A 25,981-nucleotide genomic window follows, 5' to 3' on the forward strand; every position below is an offset into this window, starting at 1 on the left:
TTATGATGACCCCTACACAACTACTAAAAAGGATATCAAAGGCTATACTTTCAAAGAAGTTAAGGGAAAGGAAAACGGCACGTTCTCTGATGCTACGCAAACTGTCACCTACGTTTATACCGCTAATACTACCAACAATGTCCCTACCCCACAAAAGCGACCAGATGACTCCCAGCAATCTAACGGGGAAAAACCAAAACAACCTATTGATTCATCAGTTGGATCGGAGAAAAATCAAGAAAAAAAGGATCCTGAACCACAGAAATCCAAACCAGAGCCACAATCCAAAAATCAGCCAGCTGGATCAAGTTCGAATGGATCTTCAACTAATTCGGATAAAAATAATAATAAAAAGCAATCCGATGCTAATATTGCTAAAAAAATAATCACCGCTGGCAAACAGCAAATTGATCGTCTACTGCCAAAAACCGGTAGTCAACAAACGGCCGGATTAACCATGATTGGTACGCTGCTAATCTTCATTAGTTCCATCATTTATTTTAGGAAACATAAGTAACGACTAGTTTCCAATTGAGGTACTTTTCGTAACGAATTTAATAAAACGACTGAATTCTCCCTGAACTCAGTCGTTTTATTATTACTGGCAGATCTTCTAACCAACCTCCAACAAAATAGCTATCTTTTATATTCTTGAAAATGCTATAATAAATCATTATAAATTCGGAGGTGTCTTCATGGCTGATAAAACCATGCAACCACATATTGGACCATTCACCGCCCTGGCAATCGTCATGGGAACTGTCATCGGAGGCGGTGTCTTCTTTAAAACAGCAGCCGTCGTGGCGGCCACCAATTCAGCTGGCCTCACAATCCTAGCTTGGGTGCTCGGTGGTCTACTAACTATTTGCGGTGGTTTAACTGTTTCCGAACTGAGCGCCGCTTTTCCAGAAACCGGTGGCTCCATTAAATATTTAGAACACACCTACGGCAAACTAACGGGATTTTTGCTCGGCTGGTCGGAAATGTTAATTTATTTTCCTGCCAACATTGCCGCCCTCGCCATTATTTTTGCAACTCAGGTTATTAACCTTTTTCATTTAAACCCCGGATTGCTAGTCCCAATTGCCTTACTCACAGCGGCTAGTATTACCATTATCAATCTTTTTGGAGCGCGGGCAGGTGGTATGGTACAATCCCTGACTTTTCTAGGAAAACTCATCCCCCTTGCCATTATCATTGTGGGGGGGCTCTGGATGCCCGGTCACGTGGAAACAAGCCTCTTCCCGCTAAACCCTGCTGGTCATACCAACTTCATTACCGCCTTTTCTGGTGGATTAATTGCCACCATGTTTGCTTATGAAGGCTGGATTAACGTGGGAACCATTGCTGGTGAAATCAAAAATCCTCAAAAGAATCTCCCTAGAGTCATTGGTCTAGGATTAGCTCTTATTATGGTAATTTATTTACTAGTAAACTGGGTTTTCTTGAAACAACTGCCACTAAATCAAATCGCAGGCAATGAAAACACTGCCTTTGAAGCTGCCCAACGGCTCTTTGGTGAATTTGGTGGCAAACTTGTTACCATTGGTATCTTGGTTTCAGTGTATGGAACCATCAATGGCTATACCTTAACTGGTCCCCGAGTTACCTATGCCATGGCTAAAAATGATGATTTACCCGGTAGTCACTGGCTCAAAAAACTATCGAAAAAGTATGCTGCCCCCTACTGGGCCACAATTTTAACTTTCAGCATTGCAACTATTATGGTTTTTTTAGGTTCGTTTGATGTTTTGACTGATATGCTCGTATTTGTCATGTGGATTTTTAATTGTCTGCTCTTTTTTGCGGTGCTTCTGTTACGCAAACGAGAGCCAGGATTGCCCCGTCCTTACCGTGTACCATGGTTCCCGCTCATTCCAATTGTCGCACTAGTTGGAGGACTCTTTATTCTTATTACCACTATCATCAATCAGCCCCTCTTGGCCTTGACGGGGATTGGAGTAACATTTGCTGGAATTCCATTCTTTTACATCCATAAATTGCGCCATCGAGCCGCTTAATCAACATGGTTTGCCACCATGGTGTCAAGCTAATATCATCACGGTTAACATTAATAATTTACAAAAATCAAAGTGATTAATGATTCATTTAAAAAAACTTTATCAGATCTTTCGTAATCGATAACAAACATTAAAGATGTAATCAGTTTATGGGATGGATTAGTAGCTTTTAGTCCGTGGACCTTTCCCAAACATATCAATTACTTAACTTTCCATCTCTGTAATTATATGAAACTCTAACTGATCCGCTAACTAAGGTTAGCGTTATCAAAACAAACTAAAAACAGCTTTGCGACCGATAATTTATCGGCAACAAAGCTGTTTTTTTGATTACTTTACGCTGAAGTTTGCATTTCACGCCGTTGCTCAATCTGGCGCTGTTTAACCTGCTGAAGTCCTGCGTTAATAAACACAAACACCAACACCCAGGTACAAACTGCAAGAATCACATACCGAACAAGCCCTAGTCCGTTCAATAGGTTCCAGTCCCACAACATATGCAAGATCACGACCATAAAAAAGAAACGCAGAAAGCGTCGATCAAAGAACGTTGAAAATTCCAATGAGCCGTAGCCCTTAGCAACGACTAATCCGGCAGTCGCAATTGCACACCACTCACCGTGCGTAGAAATCGAAGTTATCGAGCGAAAGAGCGCATAGGAGATGGGAGCAAACTGCCCGTGACTACCAAACATGTAGGTAATGTTTTCAAATGCTGCAAAACCACTTCCAACCGCTGCCCCAATCAGCATCCCGTTAAAAATGTTATTGGCATTGAGTTTTTTGACAAAGTACGCTGCTACAATCACCTTGCCCAACTCCTCAGCAAAACCAGTTAGCATTGCACCAACAAAGTCAATGCTACCACTATTTCCAATCAAAAGGTCAATGATGACGGCCGCTATGATCGACAAAATCCCACCAATGGAAAAAATCTGAACAACCTGATACATACTAATATTTTTGTAAATATTCATCTCAAAAAAGAGCATCAGCGCCGCTACGGGCACCGAAATCGCCATAATGGCATCCATCGAATACACGGTTCCAAAATTAGCATTTAGAAGCGCCAGGAATTGTAGTAAAAAACCTGAGAAAACAATCAAAACCAAGACCCGAGAAAAAAGCCAGGGTTGAATCTTGTCGTCCACTACATCTGCCAACGGTGGCGTGGTTTCTCTTGTTCCTACAATGAAGATTTCTTCGGCTTCTTCTTGCGTATGATTTCTAAACACCTCGCTAAGAAAGGTGCTCAATTTCAAGTGCACCGAGCCGTCGCCTCCGGCCCAATTATTTAACTCGTGAGTCGCTTCATCAATCATCCCTGAATGATGTTGTGGAGTTACTGATGATACTGGATCAACATTTTCTTGAGCTTCTGTTGTAACTTGTTGACTCGTGACAGTCGCTGGTTGTGATGCCGTGGTTGCGGTTGGTTCATTTGTCATGGTTGTCTTGTTTGTGGTAGCTGATTCACTCTGTGTCTGCAGAGCACTGCCACAGTTTATACAAAACTGTGCCATTTGTTCATTTTTAGTTCCGCATTGTTGACAATACTGAAATTCATTTTTTTCCATGGCTGCCTCCTTTTAGTTTTAGCCAAATTCACTAATAATGACATTATACATTTTTTTAGTTAATTGTGGGCTGCTAACTGGTAATGAATTAAAACGAAGCATGTAGCCTCCTCCAAAGATTTAACTGGATGAGCTAAACAGAAGGACGTATTAATCTGCTAATCTGGGCAATATCTGCCGGTGTTGTTCGACAACAACCACCGATAATATTGGCTCCAGCAGCTAACCAGTGAGGAACTTCCTTTGTAAAAGAATCAACATGGGGCACGGTCGTCCAAGTCTTCGTCAGCGGATCATACAAATCTCCCGGATTCGGATATACAATTATCGGCAACTTGGTTTGCTCACGAATTAATTTAACCAACGGCGTAATATTTTCCATTTTAGTACAATTGATTCCAATCCCACCGACACTTGGCTGCTGTCGTAACCAAGCAACCACCTGATTCAGGTCGGTTCCATCACTTAACTGACGCTGATTTCGCACACTGAGACTAATCCAGTACGGAATCCGTTGATCAAGCGTTGCCAAGATACCGACTACCGCTTGGATTTCTTGAAAATTAGGCATCGTATCAATCGACAACAAATCTGCTCCGGCATCTATCAGAGTCAAGATTTTTTCCCGATGAAATTGTTCATACTCAGCTACTGTCTTAGTATAGTTTCCTGTATATTCAGAACCGTCAGCTAGATAAGCTCCATACGGTCCAATGCAACCAGCCACTAAACCGGTCGGACGATAGCGATCTCTAGCAGCTTGAGCCAAATGAACCCCGGTCGCAAGTAAGTCCAGGGCCTGCTGATGTCCAATCCCTCGCTTAGCAAAAGCGGCTACATTAGCTTGGTAAGTATCAGTAATCGCAAGGTCTGCTCCCGCTCGAAAATAACTGGCATGTACCTGATAAATTTTTTCTTGCTGATCAATTAAAGCATTCGCTGACCAGAGCTCGTCATTAGTCGCCACTCCCAATTTTTCAAGTTCGGTACCCATAGCACCATCAAGCACCAAGGGCTGGTCTAGACTTGTCGATAAAATCTGTCGCTTCATTTTGTTGTCCTCCGTCTCTTTTGATAATGTTCCTTCATGGCATAACCGGTGTAGCAAACGATCACAAAGGGAACGGTACATTCTAAAGCAATCCGCTGCTGCGGATCAAACCAGATCAGCAAACAGGATAGCAAGCACAGACCACAAGCTAACAGCGGAACTACTGGGTATCCAGGCGTTGGACACTGTAAATCAGTATCCCGATGTCCCGTTTGTCGCCATTGTTTGCGAAACTGAAATTCTGATAACGCAATCGCCATCCACACAAAGACTACCGCCAATCCTGAAATCGAAACTAGCACTAAGTAGACGGAACTTGCAGCATAGATTGCCGACAAGAGGGCCAGGATGCCACCACCCATGCTGGCGACAAGCGCATAAATTGGAATCTGCTTTTTCGTCGTTCGCTGAAAAATAGGAGCAACCATTCCCTCGTTAGCTAATGACCATAACATCCTAGTTGCGGCATAAAGCCCCGAGTTTGCTGCCGAAATAATCGCCGTCAGCACTACAAAATTCATCAAATCCCCTGCCAAGGGGATCCCCAATCCGGAGAAAATCGTTACAAATGGACTTTGCGTTACCCCCGCCTGTTGGTAGGGCAACAAAGCGCTCATAACAACCATGCTACCCACAAAAAAGATAATGAGTCGCCATAAGGTAGCATGAATTGCCTTGGGAATCGTCTTTGCCGGATCTTTGGTTTCACCAGCGGTTACTCCAATTAATTCAGTGCCGGAAAAAGCAAAATTAACGGTGAGCATCGTGGTAAAGACTCCCGAAAAGCCATTGGGGAACCAGCCAGATCGGTAAAAATTACGTAAGCCGATGAATTGGCGTGTCCCATGATAGGGAAGCAATCCCACCATTGCACCTACTCCTAACACAATAAAGCTCACGATGGCGACCACCTTGATGCCGGCAAACAACCCCTCAGTTGTCGCAAACCATTTAACCGAAACTGCATTTAAACTAAAAATCAAAATAATTAGTAGAGCACTCCACATCCAAACGGGCGTTTGTGGAAACCAATGGCGCATAATTAATCCAGCGGCAGTGAATTCCGATCCCAATGCAATCGTCCAGGTCAACCAGTATAAAATAGCCACGACAAACCCCGCACTTTTTCCTAAGTAGCGTTGCGCGTAAACATGAAACGAACCGGTTTCTGGAAAAGCTACTGCTAACTCTCCCAAACACAGCATTACTAGATAAACAATCAACGCCCCTACTAAATATGCCAGGACAGTTCCTAATGGTCCTGCCTCATGAATCGTGTACCCGGAACTCAGAAACAAGCCGGTTCCAATCACTCCGCCTAATGAAATCATGAGAACCTGCCGGGCTGAGATGGCACGGGCTAAATGTGCTTTAGTCATTCGCTTTCTCCTCGAAAAAATAAAAAACACCCGCCCTATAAAAAGGACGAGTGTACTCGTGATACCACCTTAATTAATTCATTTCTCACAAAATGAACCTCCGCCAGTTACAACCATAACTGCGTCTTGATAACGGTGACGAATCCGGTGCTAGCTAACGATTCACTAACAAAGTTATTCAGAACTGTCCATCTTCTAAACGTTCCCCTACTTCCTTTTCACCAGCCAGGAGTTCTCTGAAAGGGTTGCGCCTATACTCAACAATTCTTCTTGGAAATAATTTTTTTAATTTTATGCCGGACAATTAAGGTTGTCAAGGTCTTTTTGGTTGAAATTACGAATTAATAATTTTACTTACAAAAAACAATTGACGCCAGCGCCACAATCCTGTTTAATATCCATAATCTAATAGAAAGGATCGTTAACGATGTCATCACTAATGCCTAGTCAAACACACCTATATTTAGCCTTTATTTGGTACAAACCTGTATCTAATTAAGGCTTTTAGTGCTTAAATCCTGGTTAGATCGGTCTTTATCGCTAACCAGGTCTGTTCATTAGTTATTGTCGTTACTTTCCTAATAACTATTAGAGTCTGGTTAGCTCCCCCTGCTAACCAGGCTTTTTATTTTAGAAAGGACTTGCTCATGAAAACACATCTCCGACAACATTTATTGAACATTTTGAATGGAATGGCGATTGGGATTATCGTCACCCTCATTCCGGGTGCAATCTTAAATTCCATCATAAAGCCACTGCTACCCACTTTTCCGGCGCTTACAGTCGTTCTGGGGTTCACAGCCATGGCAGCCATGATTCTACCCGCAGCCAGTGCTACCTGTGTTGGCATGCTGTCGCACTTTACCCCAATGCAATCGGCAGCGCTAGCATTAGCTGCTACCGTCGGCGCTGGAAATGCAAAATTCAGTAATGGAAATCTATTAATCAATGGCAGCGGGAACGTATTAAACATTGGGATTACAATTGGGATTGCCTATTGCTTAATTTTACTAATTGGAACTCGACTCAAAGACTTAAGCATCCTGTTGCTACCGACGATTGTCCTGTTAGTCGGTGGTGGAATCGGTCGACTAACCCTTGGCCCGGTCGACTTCTTTACTAAAGAAATCGGGATTGGCATTGTCCAACTAACTAGCTTACAACCGGTACTGATGGGTTGTCTGATCGCAATTTGTTTTGCCCTCATCATTGTTTCACCGATTAGTTCTGTAGGCATCGCCACCGCAATCGGCATTAGTGGTATTGCTGCTGGAGCTGCTAACCTAGGTATCGTAGCAACTGCTTTTACCTTGGCAGTTGCTGGATCCCAAGTTAACTCAATGGGAACGATCATTTCCCACATTATCGGAACTCCCAAGATTCAGATGGCAAATATCCTTGCCAAACCTAAACTAGTCGTACCAGCAGTGATTAACGCCGGTATCTTAGGTGGATTAGGAGCTATTTTTGACGTCAAAGGAACCCCTGTGAGTGCTGGATTTGGCTTGGCCGGTTTAGTGGGCCCGTTAGCTGACCTAGATGCCCATCCTCATATCTCTCTGACTCACACAATTGTCATCGTGTCCCTATTTCTAATTGTTCCTCTACTACTGGCATTTATTAGTCGCTATCTTTTTATTAATAAACTACATTTCCATGAACCTGAAGATCTCAAACTTGATTATCATTAGCTAATAAAAAAGGGACGATCATAAATGATCGCCCTTTTTTATTAGGATTAATTCAGCATTGAGGATCGGCAGGAATAATTGATAGCCGATTATAATTTGTCTTATCCGAAGAACAATGTAGATACACGTAATTTCATAAACTTTACTTTTACTCTTCAATCTGTTTTAAAGTGATTTGGTTTTTACTTCAAACCATTTAAATTCAGATAGTTGCAATAATTATAAAAAGGAAATACAATAATTGTAATACTATGGTAAACAAAAAGGAGACGGATTAAATGAGTAATACTATTATTAAAAATAAGACGATTTCAACCCGTGTAACGCCTGATATCAGTGAACGGGCTAAAAATAATTTAGCAAAACAAGGGTTAACCATTTCTGAATATATTCGCTTATCTTTGGTTAAAGCAGCTAACAATGAGGTTCGCTTAGTTAGCTTTTTAGATTCTCCAGAAGCCTTAGCAGCTAAAAAAGAAGCAGAAACCGGGCAAGTAAAAAATATTGGATCCTTGACCGACTTTGATAATTGGATTGATAAGTTAGATGCAAATTAAACAGACCAAGTCTTTTGAACGAGAGTTAAAAAAATTGGCGAAAAAGCATTTTCCAATAACCATCTTGAAACCTTGTTTGAAAGCAATTGTTGAACAAGACGTAATTGTTTTGAAACGAATTAAAGATCATGCACTACGAGGACAATGGCATGGATATCGTGAATTTCACCCTGCTAGATATGGAAACTATGGTAAAAATTATGACAGCTGGATTGTTATTTATCAGCTAGATCATACAGAATTAGTTTTGTTATTGGTTGCAACTGGCTCTCATGACATTTTGAATCAATAGCTAAATTAAGTTAACATTTCATTTAAAATCAAAATAGATAATTCTCATTAATAAATAATGAGAATTTTTTTATTTAAGAAATTAAGATTGTATAATAAACTATGCATTAGTAGTATTATTGTGTAGAGGGGTAATATAAATGAAATACATTAAACAAGAAAATTATAGTTATAAAGCAAATGATTCCAGTGCTACAAAAGAGGATACATTAAGTTTATTAGACCAAGTCACTGAGCAAAAAGAATTGCTCCAAAATATAAAAGAAGAATTCCCATTAAATGAAAATCTGAATATTGATGGAACTGAGCCTGCAATAAATTTATTCAACGAAATCGACAACAAAAAGTACGACTATGATCTATCGTTAAATGATTTAGAAAGTCTAGATTTTAAAAGGGTTGACTCTGGGAGCAATAATTTTGAGCTTCGTTTTTCAGTGGTTTCAGAGAAAGATCATAAACTTTTAATTCGGGATGTTGAAACTATCTATGATGCGAAGAAAAAATTATTGGATCTTCTTTTAGAGATAAATAAATTTTCAAATTTCATGTTAAGAAATGATAAGCGGAACGAATTGGTCGCTGAATTAGAAAAATTATCGAAAGACGAAGATATAAATAATAAAATTTTTAACTTCAGATTCATAAGTTCAGAAGGCAAAGAATTTCTGAGATCTGTAGTTACTAAAAATCGCTATAAAACATACGATAACCCAATTATATTTTATATCTCACTTATAATAATTCATAATCTTTCCAAAGACACAAATCAGAAGTTTTACTTAGACAGAATGCAAATTAGTGATTCTAAACTTAATGCCTCGTTTCTGGAAAAATCAGGAAGTGAAATTGGTGATGGTATAAAGGTTAAAACCGGTTTGCTTATTTCTAATAGTGAGCTAGGTGACGGTGCTGCTAAATTTAATGCTGAATATGAAGTGGAGAATACAGAAGGTAAAAAAGTTACGGTAATCAAAGATACGCTTGCAACTATTAATCATGGCAACAATCCTAATACAATTAAAGACAATTTGAAGAAATCAAAAAAACTTAAAGAAAATCAAAAAGAAACTATATCAGCTGTCAAAAAAATTAAATGGAACAACGATATAAAACAAAAAGATGTTTTAAAGCTAATGGCATCAATTAGCCATGTGAAGAACGCTCCCCAAAATTTAAAAGAAGCAATGAAAAAAAGTATATATCAAATTGATTTAACAAAACAAGCATATAATGTTCTTGAAATTTTTGATAAATTGGATGGTTTTTTGAAGGATGAAGATCCTGATATCGCCTTAATACTAGAATCAAAGTTTGACCAGTGGCTAACTAAATTAGAATTATAACCAGTCTAGTGGATTTAGTTAATTAAAAATTAATAATAGCACCCAACGTCTATATTGTAGATGTTGGGTGCTATTATTAATAAGATTTTCAAAGTGTTCTTTGGTGCATGATAAGACGTATTTATGATGAAACAATTTCTGACTAACTTCCGTCTTTTCATAGCGAAATGATGGATTCAAGCTCATTTGCTAAATCACTTAATTGACGTATTATCCAGTTGCTTTCATATTCTATAATAACTCTCTTTAATTTAAGTAATTATTTTTCTGAACAATCCTGTTTTATAGAAATACATTAGCAATAGACTTTTGCATTAAAATTTAAAAATAGTTTTCCTATATTCATTTATAATGTGATCATTCAATTCAATTGCATTCGAATCAATAGATTTTTTCATAACTACCCCAAATAACGCTGAAACAATTCTTTATAAATCTCAATATAGTCAAACCACATCGCCAAATCAGCTGATTCATTGCTCTGGTGCATCTTGATCGGATTTCCTGGACCAAATACGGCATAGGGGAAACCTTGCAAATGCTCTTGTAAGAGCTCCGAGCCATCTGTGCCCCCAGAGGCTCCCATCACCACGATTTCATCGGGATCAAAAGGATTAAAGCCCTGCTTCTCCTGCATGTGCTGACCCAACTTCAGCTCAGCTTCGTTATATTGACTATTTTTGAGATATGGGGTAGCAATTTGCAAAATATCTTCAATTAAGGGAGACGTTGCCTCTCCTATCACTGGCGGAATGTTCATTAAAACTTCCAATTGAAGTTCGCCGGCATGTTCAGCGTTAAATTTACTCAACAACTGTTTGAAATCAGCTAAAACAGCTTGGTTTGCATAGGCTGGTACCACTCGGAGATTTAATTCGGCTTCTGCTTGCGCCGGAATGGAGTTAATCTGAATTCCACCTCGAAAAATATCGACGGTGCTAGTCGTCTGTCCTAATACGGCATCTGGATGTGCTTTCGCCTGGGACTCTATCCGTTGCTTAGTCAGTTCCAAGAAATCCATCAGATTTTGAATTGCATTAATCCCAAAATTAGGTCGAGAACTATGAGCAGCCCGTCCCTGCGCCGTAATCCGTAAATCAACCTCGCCCTTGTTAGCATACACGACCCGATAGCCAGTTGGTTCGGCAATCAATAGCGCATCCGCTTGCTTCATTACTTGTTCACTTTGTAAATACCGCGAACCACTCATCTGACCTTCTTCATCGGCTGTCAAAACCAGACGCAACGTTCCCGCCAGAGGCACCTGAGCATCATGAAGCTCAATCATCGCGATCAGCAAAGCCGCAACGCCACCCTTCATGTCAGTAACGCCACTGCCATACACTTGCCCGTGTTTGCTAGTCAGTACAAACGGATCAGTTTCCCATTCTTCTTGAGCAATCGCAACAGTATCCAAATGTCCACTAGCAACCAGTACCGGTGCTTGACCCGTGCCAAGCTCTGCTACTAAGTTAGCATGGTCATCAGCCATCGGAATAATCTGGCTGGCAATCCCATGGGTTTGCAGTAAGGTTTGGACATAAAGAGCAGCTGGCCGTTCATGTCCGTGACTGGTATCAAATGCAACTAATTTTTCATATATTTTTAATTTTTCCGCACGCTGCATGATCATTCCTCAATCTCTGATAGTGATTTAGTCAAGATTAAATCCGTCTGTGCTTCTGCTCCCAGTTGAAAGGTGTGCTTGCCAACCGGACGAAAACCAACACGTTCATAAAACTGCTGGGCACTGGTGTTTCCTTCCCAAACACCTAACCATAAAATTTTAGCTCCCTGTTTTTTAGCAATTGTCTCAGCCGCAGCCAATGCAAATCGGCCAACTCCTTGTCGTTTATACTCAGGAAGCACGTAAAGTTTTTCCACTTCCACACTGTTTTCTGGCAAAGTCTCGGTTTGCTGCTCTCCAAAATTCAATTTTACATAGCCTGACACTGCATGATTCTGTTTTAGGAAATAAAAATGACAATCGGGATTGACCACCTGAGACCGCAACTTTGGCAAACTGTATTCTGTGTCAAGGTATTTTTCAATTTCTCGATTATCCGTTGTATCCCAATACGTATCGCGAAACGTATCCCTAATTAAGTCCTGCAACTTACCTAAGTCTGCAGTAGTGGTGACACGCTCTAACACAGGTTTCATAAAAACTACCTTTCCGACAATCGCTGGTCTTCTAATGGTTTCAAGCATTCTACCAATCAAGCTTCAACAGATTTAATTAATTACTATTCTTTAATTTTACCAGTTACTGCGTCACTTGTGCACCAAATTAATTAATCAGCGTAGCAATAATCTACTAATAAAGCCTCTACAAAAACTGATGATCATCTCGAATTCCCAGGTTCTTGACCAGATTCTGATTCAGGTAGGATTGATCACCATACCAGCTAGGTTCAACCACGTCGATCGCTGTAAATCAAAGTTGTAAGCGATAAGTTGTTTCTTGAAGAATGCCCGCACCTTGCTTTTGAAAGCATTTTCATATCGCTCCATAGATGGTTTTCAGAAAAAAACTAACTTATTACTACTTTGAGTTAGTCTAGTAATTGTTGTTTTTGATGGATTAAGCACACCAAAATCTAAAGAGCCCGCAGTAATTACTTGGCTAGATCCTAATCCGCAAAGTCAACCCTCTCGGAACACTTAGATCCCCGGGGGTTATATTTTGCTCAGCTAAATTAGCTTCTCGTTTTAAAAATTATCGCTGAAGCTCATATTCCAACCAACCATACCGCGAGGCTCCCGTTGCAACCAATGGCGCTCCTGAATTCAATTGCCAAAGATGACAAGTCGTCTTTAAATCATGTTGCTGCGTGAACTGCGCTAACTTAGTCAGTCCACGGGTGATACCAGCCAGATTATTTTCGACCATGATGGTCGCATACTGCCCAGCTGGTTTCGTAATTTGAGATATCGGTGGTTGCACCCGAGTTGTTTTTGTCTGTTTGATGACCCGAAAGGCTGCCGTCTTGTAACCCGTTGGATTGGTCACCGGCAAATCAGTTAAAAATCCGGATTGCCCGGTTTCCATAATTGCTAGTTCGTCTAGCTGATTATAAAAATCAGAAAATAGCTCAGCCACCTCAGCTTCAGAACACCCCGCCGACTGGTTAGAACACCAAAAACTGGTGTCGGTCTCCGTGGTTAGCTGTGGCTGATAAAGTTGAAAATCATGTCCAGTTGGTTGTTGTTGGAGGTGTTCATCTAAAATGTGCTGGATTTTCTCCAGTGCTTTGATCTTAGCCGCTACCCTAGTTTGCACCTGCAGCAGTTGGTCAACCGGCATCACGCTGTCCTGATTTTGCAACTGCTGAATCTCTGCCAGCGACAGCCCTAGATTACGCAATCCGAGAATCAACAATAGATCGTATAGCTGGCGATAATCGTAATAGCGGTATCCCGCATCACTTTTAGTTTGAGGGCGAAAAATCCCTTGCTGATCGTAAAAAATCAGCGTACGCCGCGTCGTATGTGCCAGCTTGGCCATCTCACTAATTTTTAACATTCTGACCACCTCCAATTGACTGTCACGTTACGTTATAGTCTAGCATTAATGGTAGGATTTGAGTTAGAAAGTCAGGTGATTTATCTATGAAACAAGCATCGTTGTTCACCAATCAACCGTCCAGGACACCACTTGCTAATCGGGTAAGGCCCCAAACCCTTAACCAATTTGTCGGACAGCAACACTTATTAGAGCCAGGGAAGATTCTCCGCGAAATCATCGAAAGCGATCAGGTTTCTTCCATGATTTTTTGGGGTCCTCCCGGCGTTGGTAAAACCACCCTGGCTGAAATCATTGCTCGCCAGACCCAAGCCAATTTTCTGAGCTTTAGTGCTGTTGACAGTAGCATTAGTAAAATCAAAAAAATCATGCATCAAGCTGAGCGGGATCGGGAAGTCGGACAACGCACGATGGTATTTATTGATGAAATTCACCGATTTAACAAAGCCCAACAAGATGCTTTTTTACCCTATGTTGAACGTGGCAGCATTACCCTCGTGGGTGCCACCACGGAAAATCCTTCGTTTGAGGTCAACTCCGCCCTGTTGTCCCGTTGCCAGGTCTTCGTCCTCAAACCACTAACCCCAGCAGACATCGTAACCCTACTCCAACATGCCCTGCACAACCCAGCAGGCTTTGGAGAGCAAGTCATCACGATTACAGATCAGGAACTACAAGCAATCGCTGATTTTGCCGATGGCGATGCGCGCACGGCGCTCAACACGCTTGAAATGGCTATTCTCAACGGAGAAAAAGTCGGCAATCACGTTACGGTAACCAACCAAACCCTAGAACAGTTGCTTTCCAACAAACAGGTTCTGTATGACAAAAATGGCGAAGAGCATTACAATCTGATCTCCGCTTTGCATAAATCCATGCGCAACAGCGACGTCGATGCCGCCATCTACTGGTTATCACGGATGTTGGCAGGTGGGGAAGATCCGCTCTACATCGCTCGCCGGCTCGTTCGCTTTGCCAGTGAAGATGTCGGACTGGCCGACACTAATGCCCTCAACGTCACCATCAATGTATTTCAAGCTTGCCAATTCATCGGCATGCCGGAGTGCGACGTCCACCTAGTCGAAGCCGTAACCTACCTGGCGCTGGCGCCTAAATCAAATGCTTTGTATCAAGCCCGACTAGCCGCGGCTAAAGATGTCAAACAGACCGCTAACGATCCGGTTCCCATGCAGATTCGCAACGCTCCCACCAAACTAATGAAAGACCTCGGTTATGGGAGCAATTACCAATTAGCTCACAATACCAAGGATAAACTAACAACTATGACCACGATGCCTCCGTCCGTCGCCGGTCATGAATATTATCTCCCAACCACACAGGGGCATGAACAGCGCTTCAAAGTACGGCTTGCCCAAATCAAAAAGTGGCATCAACAACATCAATAAAATTTCACAAGGAGTTTTAAAATGGAAAATAACCAACCAGCGGTCAAGCAAATCGAAGTCCGCGGTGCACGAGTCCATAATCTTAAAAACATTGATGTGAACATCCCGCTCAATCAATTCGTCGCAATTTCCGGTTTGTCTGGTTCTGGAAAGAGTTCACTCGCAATGGGAATCCTGTATGCCGAAGGTTCGCGTCGCTATTTAGAAGCCCTCTCGACCTATACAAGACGCCGGATCAGTCAGGATCAACAGGCGCAAGTTCAAACAGTCCGTCATATTCCGTCTGCCATCGCGCTTAAGCAACGGCCCACGGTTCCTTCCGAGCGATCGACGGTCGGCTCAATGAGCGAGCTCTTTAACGTCATTCGATTAATTTTTTCCCGGTTAGGTTCCACCGTTTGTCCGAACGGGCACCGGTTACCACCCAGCCTCAAAATTGCACAAGCCATGGATCTCCCAGCTGGGGAGCACAGCCAGATGGGCATGATTACCTGCCCTGTTTGTCACGTTGCCTTTATGGCAAAATCTGCTGAAGACTTCGCGTTTAACGGTGGCGGTGCTTGTCCAAAGTGCCACGGCAGTGGGCAAATTCGTGAACTAGACGAACGTAAACTAATTGGTGATGAAAATCTTAGTCTCGATCAGGGGGCGGTTGCTGCCTGGCATCTGCCCGGTCGTAACTTTATGCCAAATGTTGCTGCGACTCTGGGCGTACGAACCGATATTCCCTACCGTGACCTGACAAAACAAGAAAAGGACATCGTACTCCACGGTCCAAGAAAAAGTACCCCGTCGACTTTCGAACTTCCACTGGTCGGGTCTTTCACACTGATAATACCTTGTACGAAAACGCCTACGCAGCTGTCTATGATTCTTTGCAGACGGTCAAAAGTAGTCGGTCAATGGCCAAAATTAACCAGTTTTTCCATTTTTCAACTTGTCCTGTCTGCCACGGAACGAGATTAGATCCCGCATTATTAACCCAACTGGTGGGGAGCCGTAACATTGCGGAAGTTTCCAAACTAACCCTCGGAAAACTAGGTGACTGGCAACAACAAACCCTCGCTAGTTTGCCGGATGAAATGCAGCAGTTGGCTAAGACCTTATTTAAAAATCTCACTGAAACCCTGCAACCACTGCTTGAACTCGGCCTTGACTATCTTACCTTAGCCCGGGATGGTAATACCCTCTCGACCGGAGAATTACAACGGATTCAGTTAGCTAAAACCATCCGTACGGAGACTACCGGGGTGCTCTATGTGCTCGATGAACCCTCGATTGGGTTACACCCGGACAATCTCAAGGGATTGGTCAACGTGTTTCGAAAACTCATCGCGCAGGGAAATTCACTGGTGGTAGTCGACCACGATGTTGATATGATTGCAGCCGCCGACTGGGTGATCGAGATTGGCCCTGGATCGGGGGCAGCTGGAGGTCAGATAATTGCGACCGGCACACCCCGAGCACTCACAAACAACCCCAATTCTCTGATCGGGCCATTTCTAGCTGGTCGGGCCACGATTATGCATCCTAAGGTTCCCACTGCTAAAAATGGCTCTAGTCTGGATACCGAAATGAAAATTCAGGATTATTTTAATCTCAAGCAACTTAAAATCACGATCCCTGGCAATCAAATCACCGCCGTGACTGGCTTTTCGGGAGCTGGCAAGACCAGTCTCATCCTCGATAGTTTGGTTCCAGCCATTCAAGCACACGCCTCCCGTGAACGACTTCCCCAGCAGGTTACTCAACTTAAAACAAAGTTTACCAACGTCGTCAGTGTGGATGCCAAACCAGTTGGTAAAAATACCCGTTCGACCTTGGCAACTTATACAACCATCATGGATCAGCTCCGCACCCTCTTCGCTGCCCAACCTGCTGCTAAACAGCAGCAGCTAGGTCGCGCTGCTTTCTCTTATAACAATAAGCAGGGCGCCTGTCCTAATTGCGGTGGGGTCGGAACCATTACGCTCGATGTTCAATACCTACCGGATGTCGTCGAAACCTGTCCCGTTTGTCATGGCACGCAGTACAAAGACGTTGTCCAACAAATTCGCTGGCACGGTTATAGCATCGTCGATATCCTAAACATGTCCGTTAAAACGGCACTCCCAGTCTTTGCGGAACTGCCTAAGATTGAACAACAACTCCAGTTGCTAACTGATATCGGGCTAGATTATCTGCACCTGGGTGAAAGTACTCCCAGCCTGTCTGGTGGTGAAGCGCAACGTCTCAAGTTGGTAAGTCATCTAAAAAAACGCCAGACCAAAACGCTGTTTGTCTTTGACGAACCCTCGGTCGGGCTTCATCCCAAGGACGTCCAGACTCTCCTTGGGGTTTTGAATCAATTAAAGAAACGTGGTGCGACGATCATTATCATTACTCATGACCTTGACTTGATGGCCAACGTCGATTACATGATTGACCTCGGACCACGAGGAGGCGACCAAGGCGGTCAGCTAATGGCCGCCGGAAACCCACGAGAATTGGTCAAAGAGCCCACGAGCATCACTTTGCAATATTTGCGCCAGCATTTTAAGAAATTTGGGTTGCTACATGAAAATGCTGATAAAGCTTAAAAAAAATTAAGTTTTGATGTTAATTAAAAATGTTCCGTCCTCAAATTGAGAACGGAACATTTTTACTAATAACAAGCGTAAAAAGCTTATCTGATTGTGTAAAAAATTTGATTACTCAAGTCTGCAATTTCAGCAACTTTAGTAACAAAAGCTTTAATATGGTTAGCCGAAAGATTTCGTTCCAGTTCGTCACCATTAACTAACTTTTTGGGTTTCCTAAGATTAGTGAAAAATTGGCGTTTTAGAGCTACATCATTCCTTGCTATCTGATATTTAGATGGTTTATTGGTTACCAAATAATTCATAAAAGTAAACAAAAATTCTTGCCAAGAACTAATGCGATAATTCTTACCTTGAATCATAATATTTACTGGCTTTTTCCCAGTCACATTGATAGCAGTATCAATCCGATAGGTACCGGACTGCACACCATTATTTTTCACCGCAAAGGTTGGAAACGGAAAAATCTCCAATAGTTCCTGTGTCAGTTGTGCTGTCCGTTTCGCAATAGAAGTTGCATTCCAAATATCGTAGTCACTGGGAATGTTTCTCGTAATCATAATATTAGATTTTTGATATACTGCTCGCTTTTTATCGAATGGAGCATTACTCATTTCTTGATTGTATTTGGTCAAAGTAAGATTTCCTAACGTATTAACATATCTGTCATGAAATGAATCAACATTCACAACTGCTAGCCGCCAATCATTGCTCAACGTTTGCGGCATAACATGTTCAATTTGAGCATCAGTAAAATCAATGGTTTCTTTTGATCGATGTTGCTCTAATAATTCCAAGGTTAATTTAGCTAAATCTGACTCTCGATAGATATCTGTTGTTTTCAATGTTTCCGTAAAATCACGATCAGAAACAAACCGGTTGCGAAGAAGCGTTAATTCCCGTTGGTAAAACCCCGTAGTAGCTGCTGGTAAAACACATAAATTACTAATAATACTATTTAATCCTGCTGTACTTAACTGGCAAATCTTCAGTCGGAACAAATAGTTAGTTAAAGTTTGAACAATTTTAATCCAATCTGCTTTTGAGAGTCGATTTTTCACCACTTGGTCTTGCAACATTAGTAGGTAGGGATATACAACTTTACTTTTCATTCGATTAATAATTTCCAAAGAATGGTTGATTTCCGGGTTATCCGTTTGAGACTGTTGAAAATGCACATAATAATAAGCAAATCGTAGTAAATCAGTTAAGGCTTGTTGAGGATTCCAATGTTGCGCTATGAAAAATTGCTGATACCCATGATAAACATCAGATTTCTTGATTGGGTGGCTAGCATGCATGCTCATAATTAAATAACGCCAAATGAACTCAGTGAAATCAGCGCCCGCAAACAGCTGTTCTAATTTCACCCAATAATTCTGATAAAGATTGCGTTGTTCATCTGGCCCCACCTGCATTAGTAAATAATTTCTAATTAAATCAGTCGCCGATAATGATAATCCAGTAGAATTCAAACTTTCAAAAACTACCTCAGGGTTTTCTGAGTCTGGTCCTAATGTGAGCTCAATGTTAACAATGATTAATTGTCGCAAAGCATCTAACAATGTACGCGCTGAAAAAGTTGATTGACTCACCCTGTGACAAAATAATCGATAATTTGCAACTAGCTTCGAGTTCGATTCAGATTGAATTTCGGCGGAGCGCTCCTGAACAATACTCATAAAAGCCATGCGATCTCGTTCGACCGACTTCAATTTTACACGTTCATTATCTGACAATCTCGAATTAAGCAAATATTGATCACATTGATCTGACAACTGTTTATCCGAATTTCTAAGGGCACAAATCAATAGCATTAGGGTAGTTAAACGTTGCTGCCCATCAATCATCTGCTTGGTTTCTTTAACATTTATTTCTCGGTACGAAACGTACACAATCGTCCCAAAAAAATGCTCTTTTTGGCTGTCAACAATCTGCTCTAAATCTGCAAACAATGTCTCGCATTGATCCGTACTCCATTCGTAATGGCGCTGAAAAACTGGGATTTCAAGAATCACGTTGTCATTCTTTAAAAAATCAAGGACATTGATACTGCCAGCGTCAATAGGTTTACTTTTTGATTGCAATCTCCTGCTCCATCTCTTGCTTTAAAATTAAGCTTAACTATGTAAATCAGAATAATACTAAAATTAATTAACTAGTTTAATTCTATCAAGATTATGAGATTAAGATAACCCCCAAAAAACAACTAATTAATAATTCAAGCTGTTGAAAACTAGGTTAATTCGATATAATTAATTTAATTATTAATCGGAAAGATTGAGGATTCTCATGCAAACCCGTCTAAAACGAAACCAAGGAAAAAAACACCATAAAGTAACCTTCATTATGCTAATAATTAGTTTAATCTTCTTAGTCATACTAGGACTGTATTTATACCGTCAAACTCAGCAAAAAGCTACTATAAATCACCCAAAAACAAGCCAAACACGAAAACCTGATAAGAAAATAAAGACAAAACCAAAAAATAATCACGATGCTACTAACAAAAATATCCCGACTAACAGGAGTACCAGTAACCAAGCAATTCCCGAAGCAATGCAAGGTACCTGGTATCCGGCCGATGATGAAAACATTTCTGGTTTAAACGGATATCTCCAAATCAATAATGAGACGTTAACCTGGACAATCGCTGCACCACAGCAAGAACAAGGAACCTATGTTTTTAAAATCGATCGAGACGGAACTGGTTATAATCTAACTCCGCAAGGAAGTGCACCCTTTGAAAACTCAAGTTATCTCATTGAGCGGCAGGATGCTGATACGATTACTTTAGCCTTTCATGGTGGTACGGCTAGATTTTCAAAGAATCCCAATCCGGACACAGTGAATAACAATCAGGAATCAGAGCAATCTCAAGTTCCTGACGATTACTTAGTTTCGAAAAATAACCCAGGTCCATACGAGGTTGTTAGTGGAAAAGATGATAATACAGTAATTGTCAGAAACACTGAAACTGGAGAAGAAATCGAAAAACCAGTAGTACATAATCCAGATTGGGATTATGTACACGATAGGCCAATTGAATATAATTAGTATTGCACTCACTTAACATAGTAAAAGTTCAAGATCACTCAACAACTGTCTTTTTTGATAGCATGCTTCTAATGGTACGTACTATTATATGCTTGATAAAAATTTGGAAAACAATCCCCAAGCCGTTTTAAATGAAGATAAAAAACAAATTTACGCTTATTAAAAGCTACTGAGTATAAGCCTGTAACTAAATTTAAGGGAGCTAAAGCGGTTACTAACTTGCTCAATAATCCAGATGAGGAATAATGACTTAATTAATCTATACGTTATTTTCATAGAAACTAGCGGCGGCAAGTCGCGACCAGTATTAATTCGGAAAATAGCATCACAGACAATGTAAAAATTTAAAATAAATATCAAATCTCAAAAAACAATATTATCAGATAATTAGCGAATAGCTAGATTAAAAAGACTTCGTTGGTTAATCTTGGAAATGTTTTCAGTTTCCCAGCCACTGGATTAAATTTTAAAGAAATTGGTAATTTAAGTAAGTCAGACCAGATTAACCCTCATAATTTTGCCGTTACCTTAAAATCCAATAGAAAAAGTAAAAAAACAATCATCCTAATAACTATGATGATTGTTTTTTAAGTTGGCAAATTTAATAATTATTTCAAAATTTTTTAACATAAGTATTAGTATCGGAACCGTTAAATTTAATGATCGATTATTGATAAACTGCCTGTAATTTCATGTTTTGATTTCAAAAATAATAGATAAATAAACTCAACATTTTACTAATTACTAACTAATTAAATGTAAATGATATCAATATAAAAACTAAAAATTATATAAAAAATTAATTTTATTTTTATAATTTAACTTTACAAATCTTCATTATTATAATAGTCAATAAAATCATTTGGATATTTTGCTATATCGTTTTCAATAAGTCTCTTTGCACCACCAGCATCCTTCTTAGCTTTATCTATAATTTGCTTTTTTTTCGGCTTTTTGCCTGTTTTTTGTAATCTATCATTAATTATTCGTGGTGCAATAACGTTTCTAATATAATCATCTGGATTTTTTTTAAACTTTTTTTCTTCAACCATACAATTAGGTACAAGTAGTGTGAATTTACCATTGGCGTAGAAATTTTTTTCTACATTTTCTTTCTTCCATTCACAATCCTTATCAGCCCAATAGTATAAAGTTTCCGTTCTTTTATGCAAAGAATTATCACGTCCCAATCTTTTTACAGTTTCTATAGTAAAATTGTATAATTCTTTTTCAATTAATCTAGTAGTTAAATCTGAAACACTATCATATGAAAAACCAGGAACGAACATCGTTAAAGCTGATAGCCTGCACGCATTTCCATTCAGTTTAGCAAGACCAGAATATTTCTCAGTATTAAGATTCAAACTATTTAACATTTCATGAAAAAGGTCTTTGTTCGGACCATGTCCAACTGATTTATTTTTACTATATCCTAACCCAGTAGCATTTTCTTCAGGGACTGAATCTATTTTTGAAAGGTTTTCTGCCTTGTTTCCCATAACAAATTCAAAGAATGAATCAATTCTTTTCTCAGCATTTTCACTATCCTCGCCACTAAATTTTTTTTTATTTTTACATACAAGTATTGGATTTATAAATGCTTCACTATCAGTGTCTAAATATCTATCGTAATAGGTTGGGGATTCATTTTTTTTAAAATGTCAGACATTTTTGCGTTTTTTTTCAAAATCATCACCCCATATATATTAATAAAAATATTATTATAGTAACCTGTTAAAAGAGAGCTATGCTTAGTTTACAGAAACGATTAAGGGTAGTAAAGTTTACCAAATAATAAATAATCTTTATACTTCGTAGTCAATTTTACCACACTCTACCATAAAAATTTATAAAATTATTTCAATAATAAAATTTAATTTAATACTTTCTCGTACCTTTAAGTAAATTTGCTAAGTAGATAATTACTTGCAACTGTTTTTAAATTATTCTGATGTAGAGAGAGCTGCAAGGTTTATTTATTTATTTAAATAAGTCAGGATTTAATGGTCTATGGAGAGTCAATTCCAACGGACAAAACAACGTTCCCTATGGTAAACACAAAAAATTAAACTTATTTCCATCATCTTTAAGAAATGATGCATACTATTTAGAAAATAACGATGTTAAAATTATTAATTATGATTTTAGAGATGCAGTTTCAACTGCTCAAAAAAATGATTTTGTATATTTTGATCCGCCTTATATACCTCTTACACCGACTTCTTCGTTCACAAATTATACTAAAAATGGGTTTGGTATGGTTCAACAAAAAGAGCTAAGAGATCTAGCAATTTCATTGACCCATAAAAATGTAAAAGTTATGATTTCAAATTCTTCAAGTGAGATTACAAAAGAACTATATAAATCAAAAACATTTAAAATACGAACCGTTAGAGCTGGCAGAGCAATAAATTCTAACGGTAAAAAAAGAGGTAAGGTCGATGAATTTATCATAACTAATTATTAAAATTATAGACCAAACTACCAATAATCGTATTTATCAAAAAATATTTTAATTCCATCTTTACGTAAATTATCAAAGTAATCCTCATATTTTTCCTGAGCATTTACTTGCTGCGTCTTTGCATCGTTTTTGTCCTTACCTTTACCATAAATAAACCAACTACTGTTAAATAAAGCTGAAAATTGAACAGTTGGTTTTGGTTCAAATTGTAATTCGTTAAAAATCTTTTGATACAATTTTCTTTTATTAACAAATCCAAACATTTTTTCATCGACAGAACCAGAGGTTTGCTGCCATTTCTTTTCAACTATAAAAATAGTGTTTGTATCAAAATTAAAGAAAGCCTCATCTGGTTTCCATAATTTTTTGTTTACATTATTTAATTCAGTTGTTTCATGCAATGCATTGTAAAAAGCTGCTTGCTTTGTAATCAAACCAACATAATGATTATCAGATTTTTTGTAGATTTCATATGAAACAGTTTTAGATTTAATAATTTCATCTTGTTATCTAAACGTATGCTCTTTTAAATAATATTCGTTATAAAGATCCGTGTGGACTTTTGTCATTAGATCAGTAGTCTTTTCAAATTTCAAACCACTATCATTAGTTCTATATCCACTACTTCCATGCTGTTTCAAAAAATCACCCCAAAAACATATATTATTTTCCTAATCCCGTTCAAACACCGTTACACTCTCCACGTGGGGAGTCTGGGGGAACTGATCCACTGGTTGCACCGGCTGTTTAATGTTATACCCACCATCGTGCAACAAACGGGCATCCCGCACCAGCGTTGCCGGATTACACGAGACATATACTAACCGCTCCGGTTTCATCGCCAGCACGCTGTTAATCAGGCTAGCATCTAACCCTCGACGTGGTGGATCCACTACGACTACGTTGGGATGTAACCCATCTGCCTCCCACTTGGCGAGCTGGTCTTCGGCTTTATTCGTCACAAAAGTTACGTTATCAATGCCATTCAATTTTGCATTAGCCTTGGCATCCGTAATCGCTGCCGCCACCACGTCAACTCCATACACGTGTTTGACCTTCGGAGCAAGCACCAGTGAAATCGAACCAATCCCGCAGTAGGCGTCGATCACCAAATCATCCGGTTGCAACGCAGCTTTATCAAGCACCTGCTGGTATAGCCGTTCGGTTTGAACTGGATTGACTTGATAAAAAGATAGTGGAGAAATCATAAACTTAGTTCCCAAGATCTCGTCGGTGATCGTTTCCTGTCCCGCTAACAAATAAGTTTTATCACCCAGCAATCGATTGCCATGACTATGATTAACATTTACCAACAAACTGGTCAGCTGCGGTAATTTCTTTAAGATAGCCTGAGTAATGGCCTCCGCATCAACCAGCTCCTCATTAATTACTAACACCACCATCAATTCGTGACTATGATGTCCATAACGCACCATAATATTACGAATCACGCCCCGGTGGGTCTCTTCATTGTAGGCTGGTACCTGAAAATCACGCAAGACGTCTCGCACAACGAGCAATGCCTGGTCAATTGCTGGTTCTTGGATGTAGAAATCCTCAATCGGAATTAGATCGTGGCTATGGCGGCGATAAAATCCGGTTTCCAGCTGACCGTTAATCGAACGCACTGGGATCTGAGCCTTGTTACGATATTGAAACGGTTGCTCCATTCCAATCGTTGGCGCCACTGTCACGTTCAACTGCGCTTTTTGAAAAAGTAGGTCTAGCTGGTGCTGTTTAAACTCCAGTTGCTTTTCGTATTTAAGGTGTTGTAGGGGCGCGATCCCAGCTTGAGTATAGCGGGGATCCACCGACTCCACCCGATCAGCGCTGGGCGTTATAATCTTCAGTAATTTGGCAAAGGCAAAGTGTTGTTTAACTTTAACCACCTGAACCTGCACGGTTTCCGTTGGGAGTGCCTCCTCAATAAACAGCGGGAACTGGTCAACTTTTGCCACCCCGAGTCCTTCATAGGTTAGATCGGTAATGTGTACTGTCAGCATTTCATTTTTCTGAACCGGGGCCATAAATTTTTGCTTCATTAAATTCTCCTTAAAGAAACAGGTTTGTCGGACAACCGACAAACCTGTTTATGCTTGGGTAGCTGGATCTGCGACAGCTTTTAAATTCGAAAAAATCTCAATATGTTCTTTCAAGTTTTGGAAATCCATCGGTGCGTCGCCACCGTACTCACCATCCAGGTTAATTGGCATTTTATCCTGGTTATCCTTCACCGAAAAGTGAGTTGTTTCCTGATAAATAATCCGTGAATCGTGGACATGCCGCCCTCCATTCATCACTTTCATAATCAGCTGCATGATTTCGACCATGTTCCCGGTCTTCACGATGATCATCGTGAATTTACCATCACTCAAAGAGGCATTGGGAACTGCTTGTTCAAGCCCACCAACTGAATTCGTCATTGCCAAAAAAAACATCGACGCCTTGCCGGCATAGGAGCCCCCATCGTATTGAACCTTAATATCCATTGGTCGTGCCTGTGGCAGCATCTCAACTGCTTTCATCAGATAGGCCATGTACCCAAAGACGGTCTTTAAATCAGAGGGAACATCATAGGTTAGTTCGGTTAACCGCCCACCCGCCGCAATATTAATAAAGTAGTGGGTCAGTTTCTGATTAGAAGCCTTCCCGACATCCATTGCGGTCGTCTGACCGTTAGCAATCACGCGAGCCGCCTCGACAAAATCATCACGAGGAATTCCTAAAGCTCTCGCAAAATCATTGGTGGTCCCAGCTGGAATGATTCCCAGACGAGGACGCTTTTCCAACGGTGCAATGCCGTTAATGACCGCATTGATAGTCCCATCACCACCCGCTGCAACCACAAGGTCAAACCCAGCTTGCGCCACTCGCCGTGCTTCGTTTTGTGCTGAATTTTCAGCAGGAGTTGTCGCATAGATGCTGGTTTCATAACCACCTTGTTCTAACACGTTAAGAATATCAACCAGCTTATTTTTCAGAGTTTCGCGTCCTGATGTGGGATTAAAAATAATTCGTGCCCGTTTTTGCAAATCA

Annotated in this window: 20 protein-coding genes and 1 pseudogene; 10 read left to right on the forward strand and 11 right to left on the reverse strand. The window is 40.3% G+C overall.

From position 1 onward, the window contains the following. Together B808_RS00485 and B808_RS00490 are read left to right on the forward strand one after the other, a co-directional pair. Positions 1–517, forward strand: a 517-nt coding sequence (locus B808_RS00485) for a MucBP domain-containing protein (protein WP_035421277.1), incomplete at its 5' end; no start/stop codon positions are given. Between the two features lie 178 nt (positions 518–695). Then, a complete protein-coding gene (locus B808_RS00490) occupies positions 696–2,021 on the forward strand; it encodes an APC family permease (RefSeq protein WP_035421279.1) in 1,326 nt (441 codons plus the stop codon). A gap of 335 nt (positions 2,022–2,356) precedes the next feature. On the opposite strand, the gene B808_RS00495 is transcribed toward B808_RS00490, so the two are convergent. The 3 genes from B808_RS00495 to B808_RS00505 form a co-directional block, all read right to left on the reverse strand. Then, positions 2,357–3,598: a PrsW family glutamic-type intramembrane protease gene (locus B808_RS00495; RefSeq protein WP_051393772.1), complete on the reverse strand. Its 1,242-nt coding sequence runs from the start codon at positions 3,596–3,598 to the stop codon at positions 2,357–2,359. A 133-nt stretch (positions 3,599–3,731) separates the two neighbouring features. Next, positions 3,732–4,649, reverse strand: a complete 918-nt coding sequence (gene mmuM / locus B808_RS00500; RefSeq protein ID WP_035421281.1) for a homocysteine S-methyltransferase — start codon at positions 4,647–4,649, stop codon at positions 3,732–3,734. Continuing rightward, entirely contained in the window at positions 4,646–6,028 is a 1,383-nt protein-coding gene (locus B808_RS00505; protein ID WP_035421283.1) for an amino acid permease, read from the reverse strand. Before B808_RS00505 ends, mmuM begins: the two co-directional genes overlap by 4 nt. A 647-nt stretch (positions 6,029–6,675) precedes the next feature. Here B808_RS00505 and B808_RS00510 point away from each other — a divergent pair. The 4 genes from B808_RS00510 (at position 6,676) to B808_RS00525 (ending at position 9,913) form a co-directional block, all read left to right on the forward strand. Further along, on the forward strand, positions 6,676–7,719 hold the full coding sequence (locus tag B808_RS00510; RefSeq protein WP_009166647.1) for a PTS transporter subunit IIC: 1,044 nt from the start codon (positions 6,676–6,678) through the stop codon (positions 7,717–7,719). 278 nt (positions 7,720–7,997) lie between these two features. Next, complete coding sequence (locus B808_RS00515) at positions 7,998–8,276, forward strand: plasmid mobilization protein (protein WP_009166648.1); 279 nt, start codon at positions 7,998–8,000, stop codon at positions 8,274–8,276. After that, positions 8,266–8,568, forward strand: coding sequence for a type II toxin-antitoxin system YafQ family toxin (locus B808_RS00520; protein WP_009166649.1), 303 nt, complete (start codon positions 8,266–8,268; stop codon positions 8,566–8,568). Before B808_RS00515 ends, B808_RS00520 begins: the two co-directional genes overlap by 11 nt. A 139-nt stretch (positions 8,569–8,707) precedes the next feature. Then, complete coding sequence (locus B808_RS00525) at positions 8,708–9,913, forward strand: hypothetical protein (protein WP_009166650.1); 1,206 nt, start codon at positions 8,708–8,710, stop codon at positions 9,911–9,913. A gap of 400 nt (positions 9,914–10,313) precedes the next feature. On the opposite strand, the gene B808_RS00530 is transcribed toward B808_RS00525, so the two are convergent. From B808_RS00530 to B808_RS00540, 3 genes are all read right to left on the reverse strand, one after another. Then, a complete protein-coding gene (locus B808_RS00530; protein WP_009166651.1) occupies positions 10,314–11,540 on the reverse strand; it encodes an ArgE/DapE family deacylase in 1,227 nt (408 codons plus the stop codon). Positions 11,541–11,542: 2 nt separating this feature from the next. Continuing rightward, a complete protein-coding gene (locus B808_RS00535) occupies positions 11,543–12,124 on the reverse strand; it encodes a GNAT family N-acetyltransferase (protein ID WP_009166652.1) in 582 nt (193 codons plus the stop codon). Positions 12,125–12,632: 508 nt separating this feature from the next. Beyond that, positions 12,633–13,439, reverse strand: coding sequence for a MerR family transcriptional regulator (locus B808_RS00540; protein WP_009166654.1), 807 nt, complete (start codon positions 13,437–13,439; stop codon positions 12,633–12,635). 86 nt (positions 13,440–13,525) lie between these two features. Here B808_RS00540 and B808_RS00545 point away from each other — a divergent pair, with 86 nt between their 5' ends. Continuing rightward, positions 13,526–14,845, forward strand: coding sequence for a replication-associated recombination protein A (locus B808_RS00545; RefSeq protein ID WP_035421285.1), 1,320 nt, complete (start codon positions 13,526–13,528; stop codon positions 14,843–14,845). A 21-nt stretch (positions 14,846–14,866) separates the two neighbouring features. After that, a pseudogene (locus B808_RS00550) lies at positions 14,867–17,424 on the forward strand (AAA family ATPase). An 86-nt stretch (positions 17,425–17,510) separates the two neighbouring features. On the opposite strand, the gene B808_RS00555 reads toward B808_RS00550, so the two are convergent. After that, on the reverse strand, positions 17,511–19,511 hold the full coding sequence (locus B808_RS00555; protein ID WP_009166656.1) for a DUF262 domain-containing protein: 2,001 nt from the start codon (positions 19,509–19,511) through the stop codon (positions 17,511–17,513). A gap of 205 nt (positions 19,512–19,716) precedes the next feature. Here B808_RS00555 and B808_RS00560 point away from each other — a divergent pair, with 205 nt between their 5' ends. Beyond that, complete coding sequence (locus B808_RS00560; protein WP_009166657.1) at positions 19,717–20,481, forward strand: hypothetical protein; 765 nt, start codon at positions 19,717–19,719, stop codon at positions 20,479–20,481. Positions 20,482–21,305: 824 nt separating this feature from the next. Here the strand turns inward: B808_RS00560 and B808_RS00565 are convergent. Continuing rightward, complete coding sequence (locus B808_RS00565) at positions 21,306–21,980, reverse strand: hypothetical protein (protein ID WP_009166660.1); 675 nt, start codon at positions 21,978–21,980, stop codon at positions 21,306–21,308. Between the two features lie 479 nt (positions 21,981–22,459). On the opposite strand from B808_RS00565, the gene B808_RS00570 reads away from it, so the two are divergent. After that, entirely contained in the window at positions 22,460–22,948 is a 489-nt protein-coding gene (locus B808_RS00570; RefSeq protein WP_225349208.1) for a DNA adenine methylase, read from the forward strand. A gap of 14 nt (positions 22,949–22,962) precedes the next feature. Here the strand turns inward: B808_RS00570 and B808_RS00575 are convergent, their stop codons facing one another. The 3 genes from B808_RS00575 to B808_RS00585 form a co-directional block, all read right to left on the reverse strand. Next, positions 22,963–23,379 (reverse strand): PD-(D/E)XK nuclease superfamily protein, encoded by a 417-nt coding sequence (locus tag B808_RS00575; RefSeq protein WP_009166661.1) that lies wholly within the window; start codon positions 23,377–23,379, stop codon positions 22,963–22,965. 237 nt (positions 23,380–23,616) lie between these two features. Then, positions 23,617–24,987, reverse strand: a complete 1,371-nt coding sequence (gene rlmD / locus B808_RS00580; RefSeq protein WP_035421289.1) for a 23S rRNA (uracil(1939)-C(5))-methyltransferase RlmD — start codon at positions 24,985–24,987, stop codon at positions 23,617–23,619. A 48-nt stretch (positions 24,988–25,035) separates the two neighbouring features. After that, complete coding sequence (locus B808_RS00585; protein WP_035421306.1) at positions 25,036–25,977, reverse strand: diacylglycerol kinase; 942 nt, start codon at positions 25,975–25,977, stop codon at positions 25,036–25,038. Positions 25,978–25,981: the final 4 nt, after the last annotated feature.

The organism is Fructilactobacillus florum 8D (genome assembly GCF_000512295.1).
GTDB lineage: Bacteria > Bacillota > Bacilli > Lactobacillales > Lactobacillaceae > Fructilactobacillus > Fructilactobacillus florum.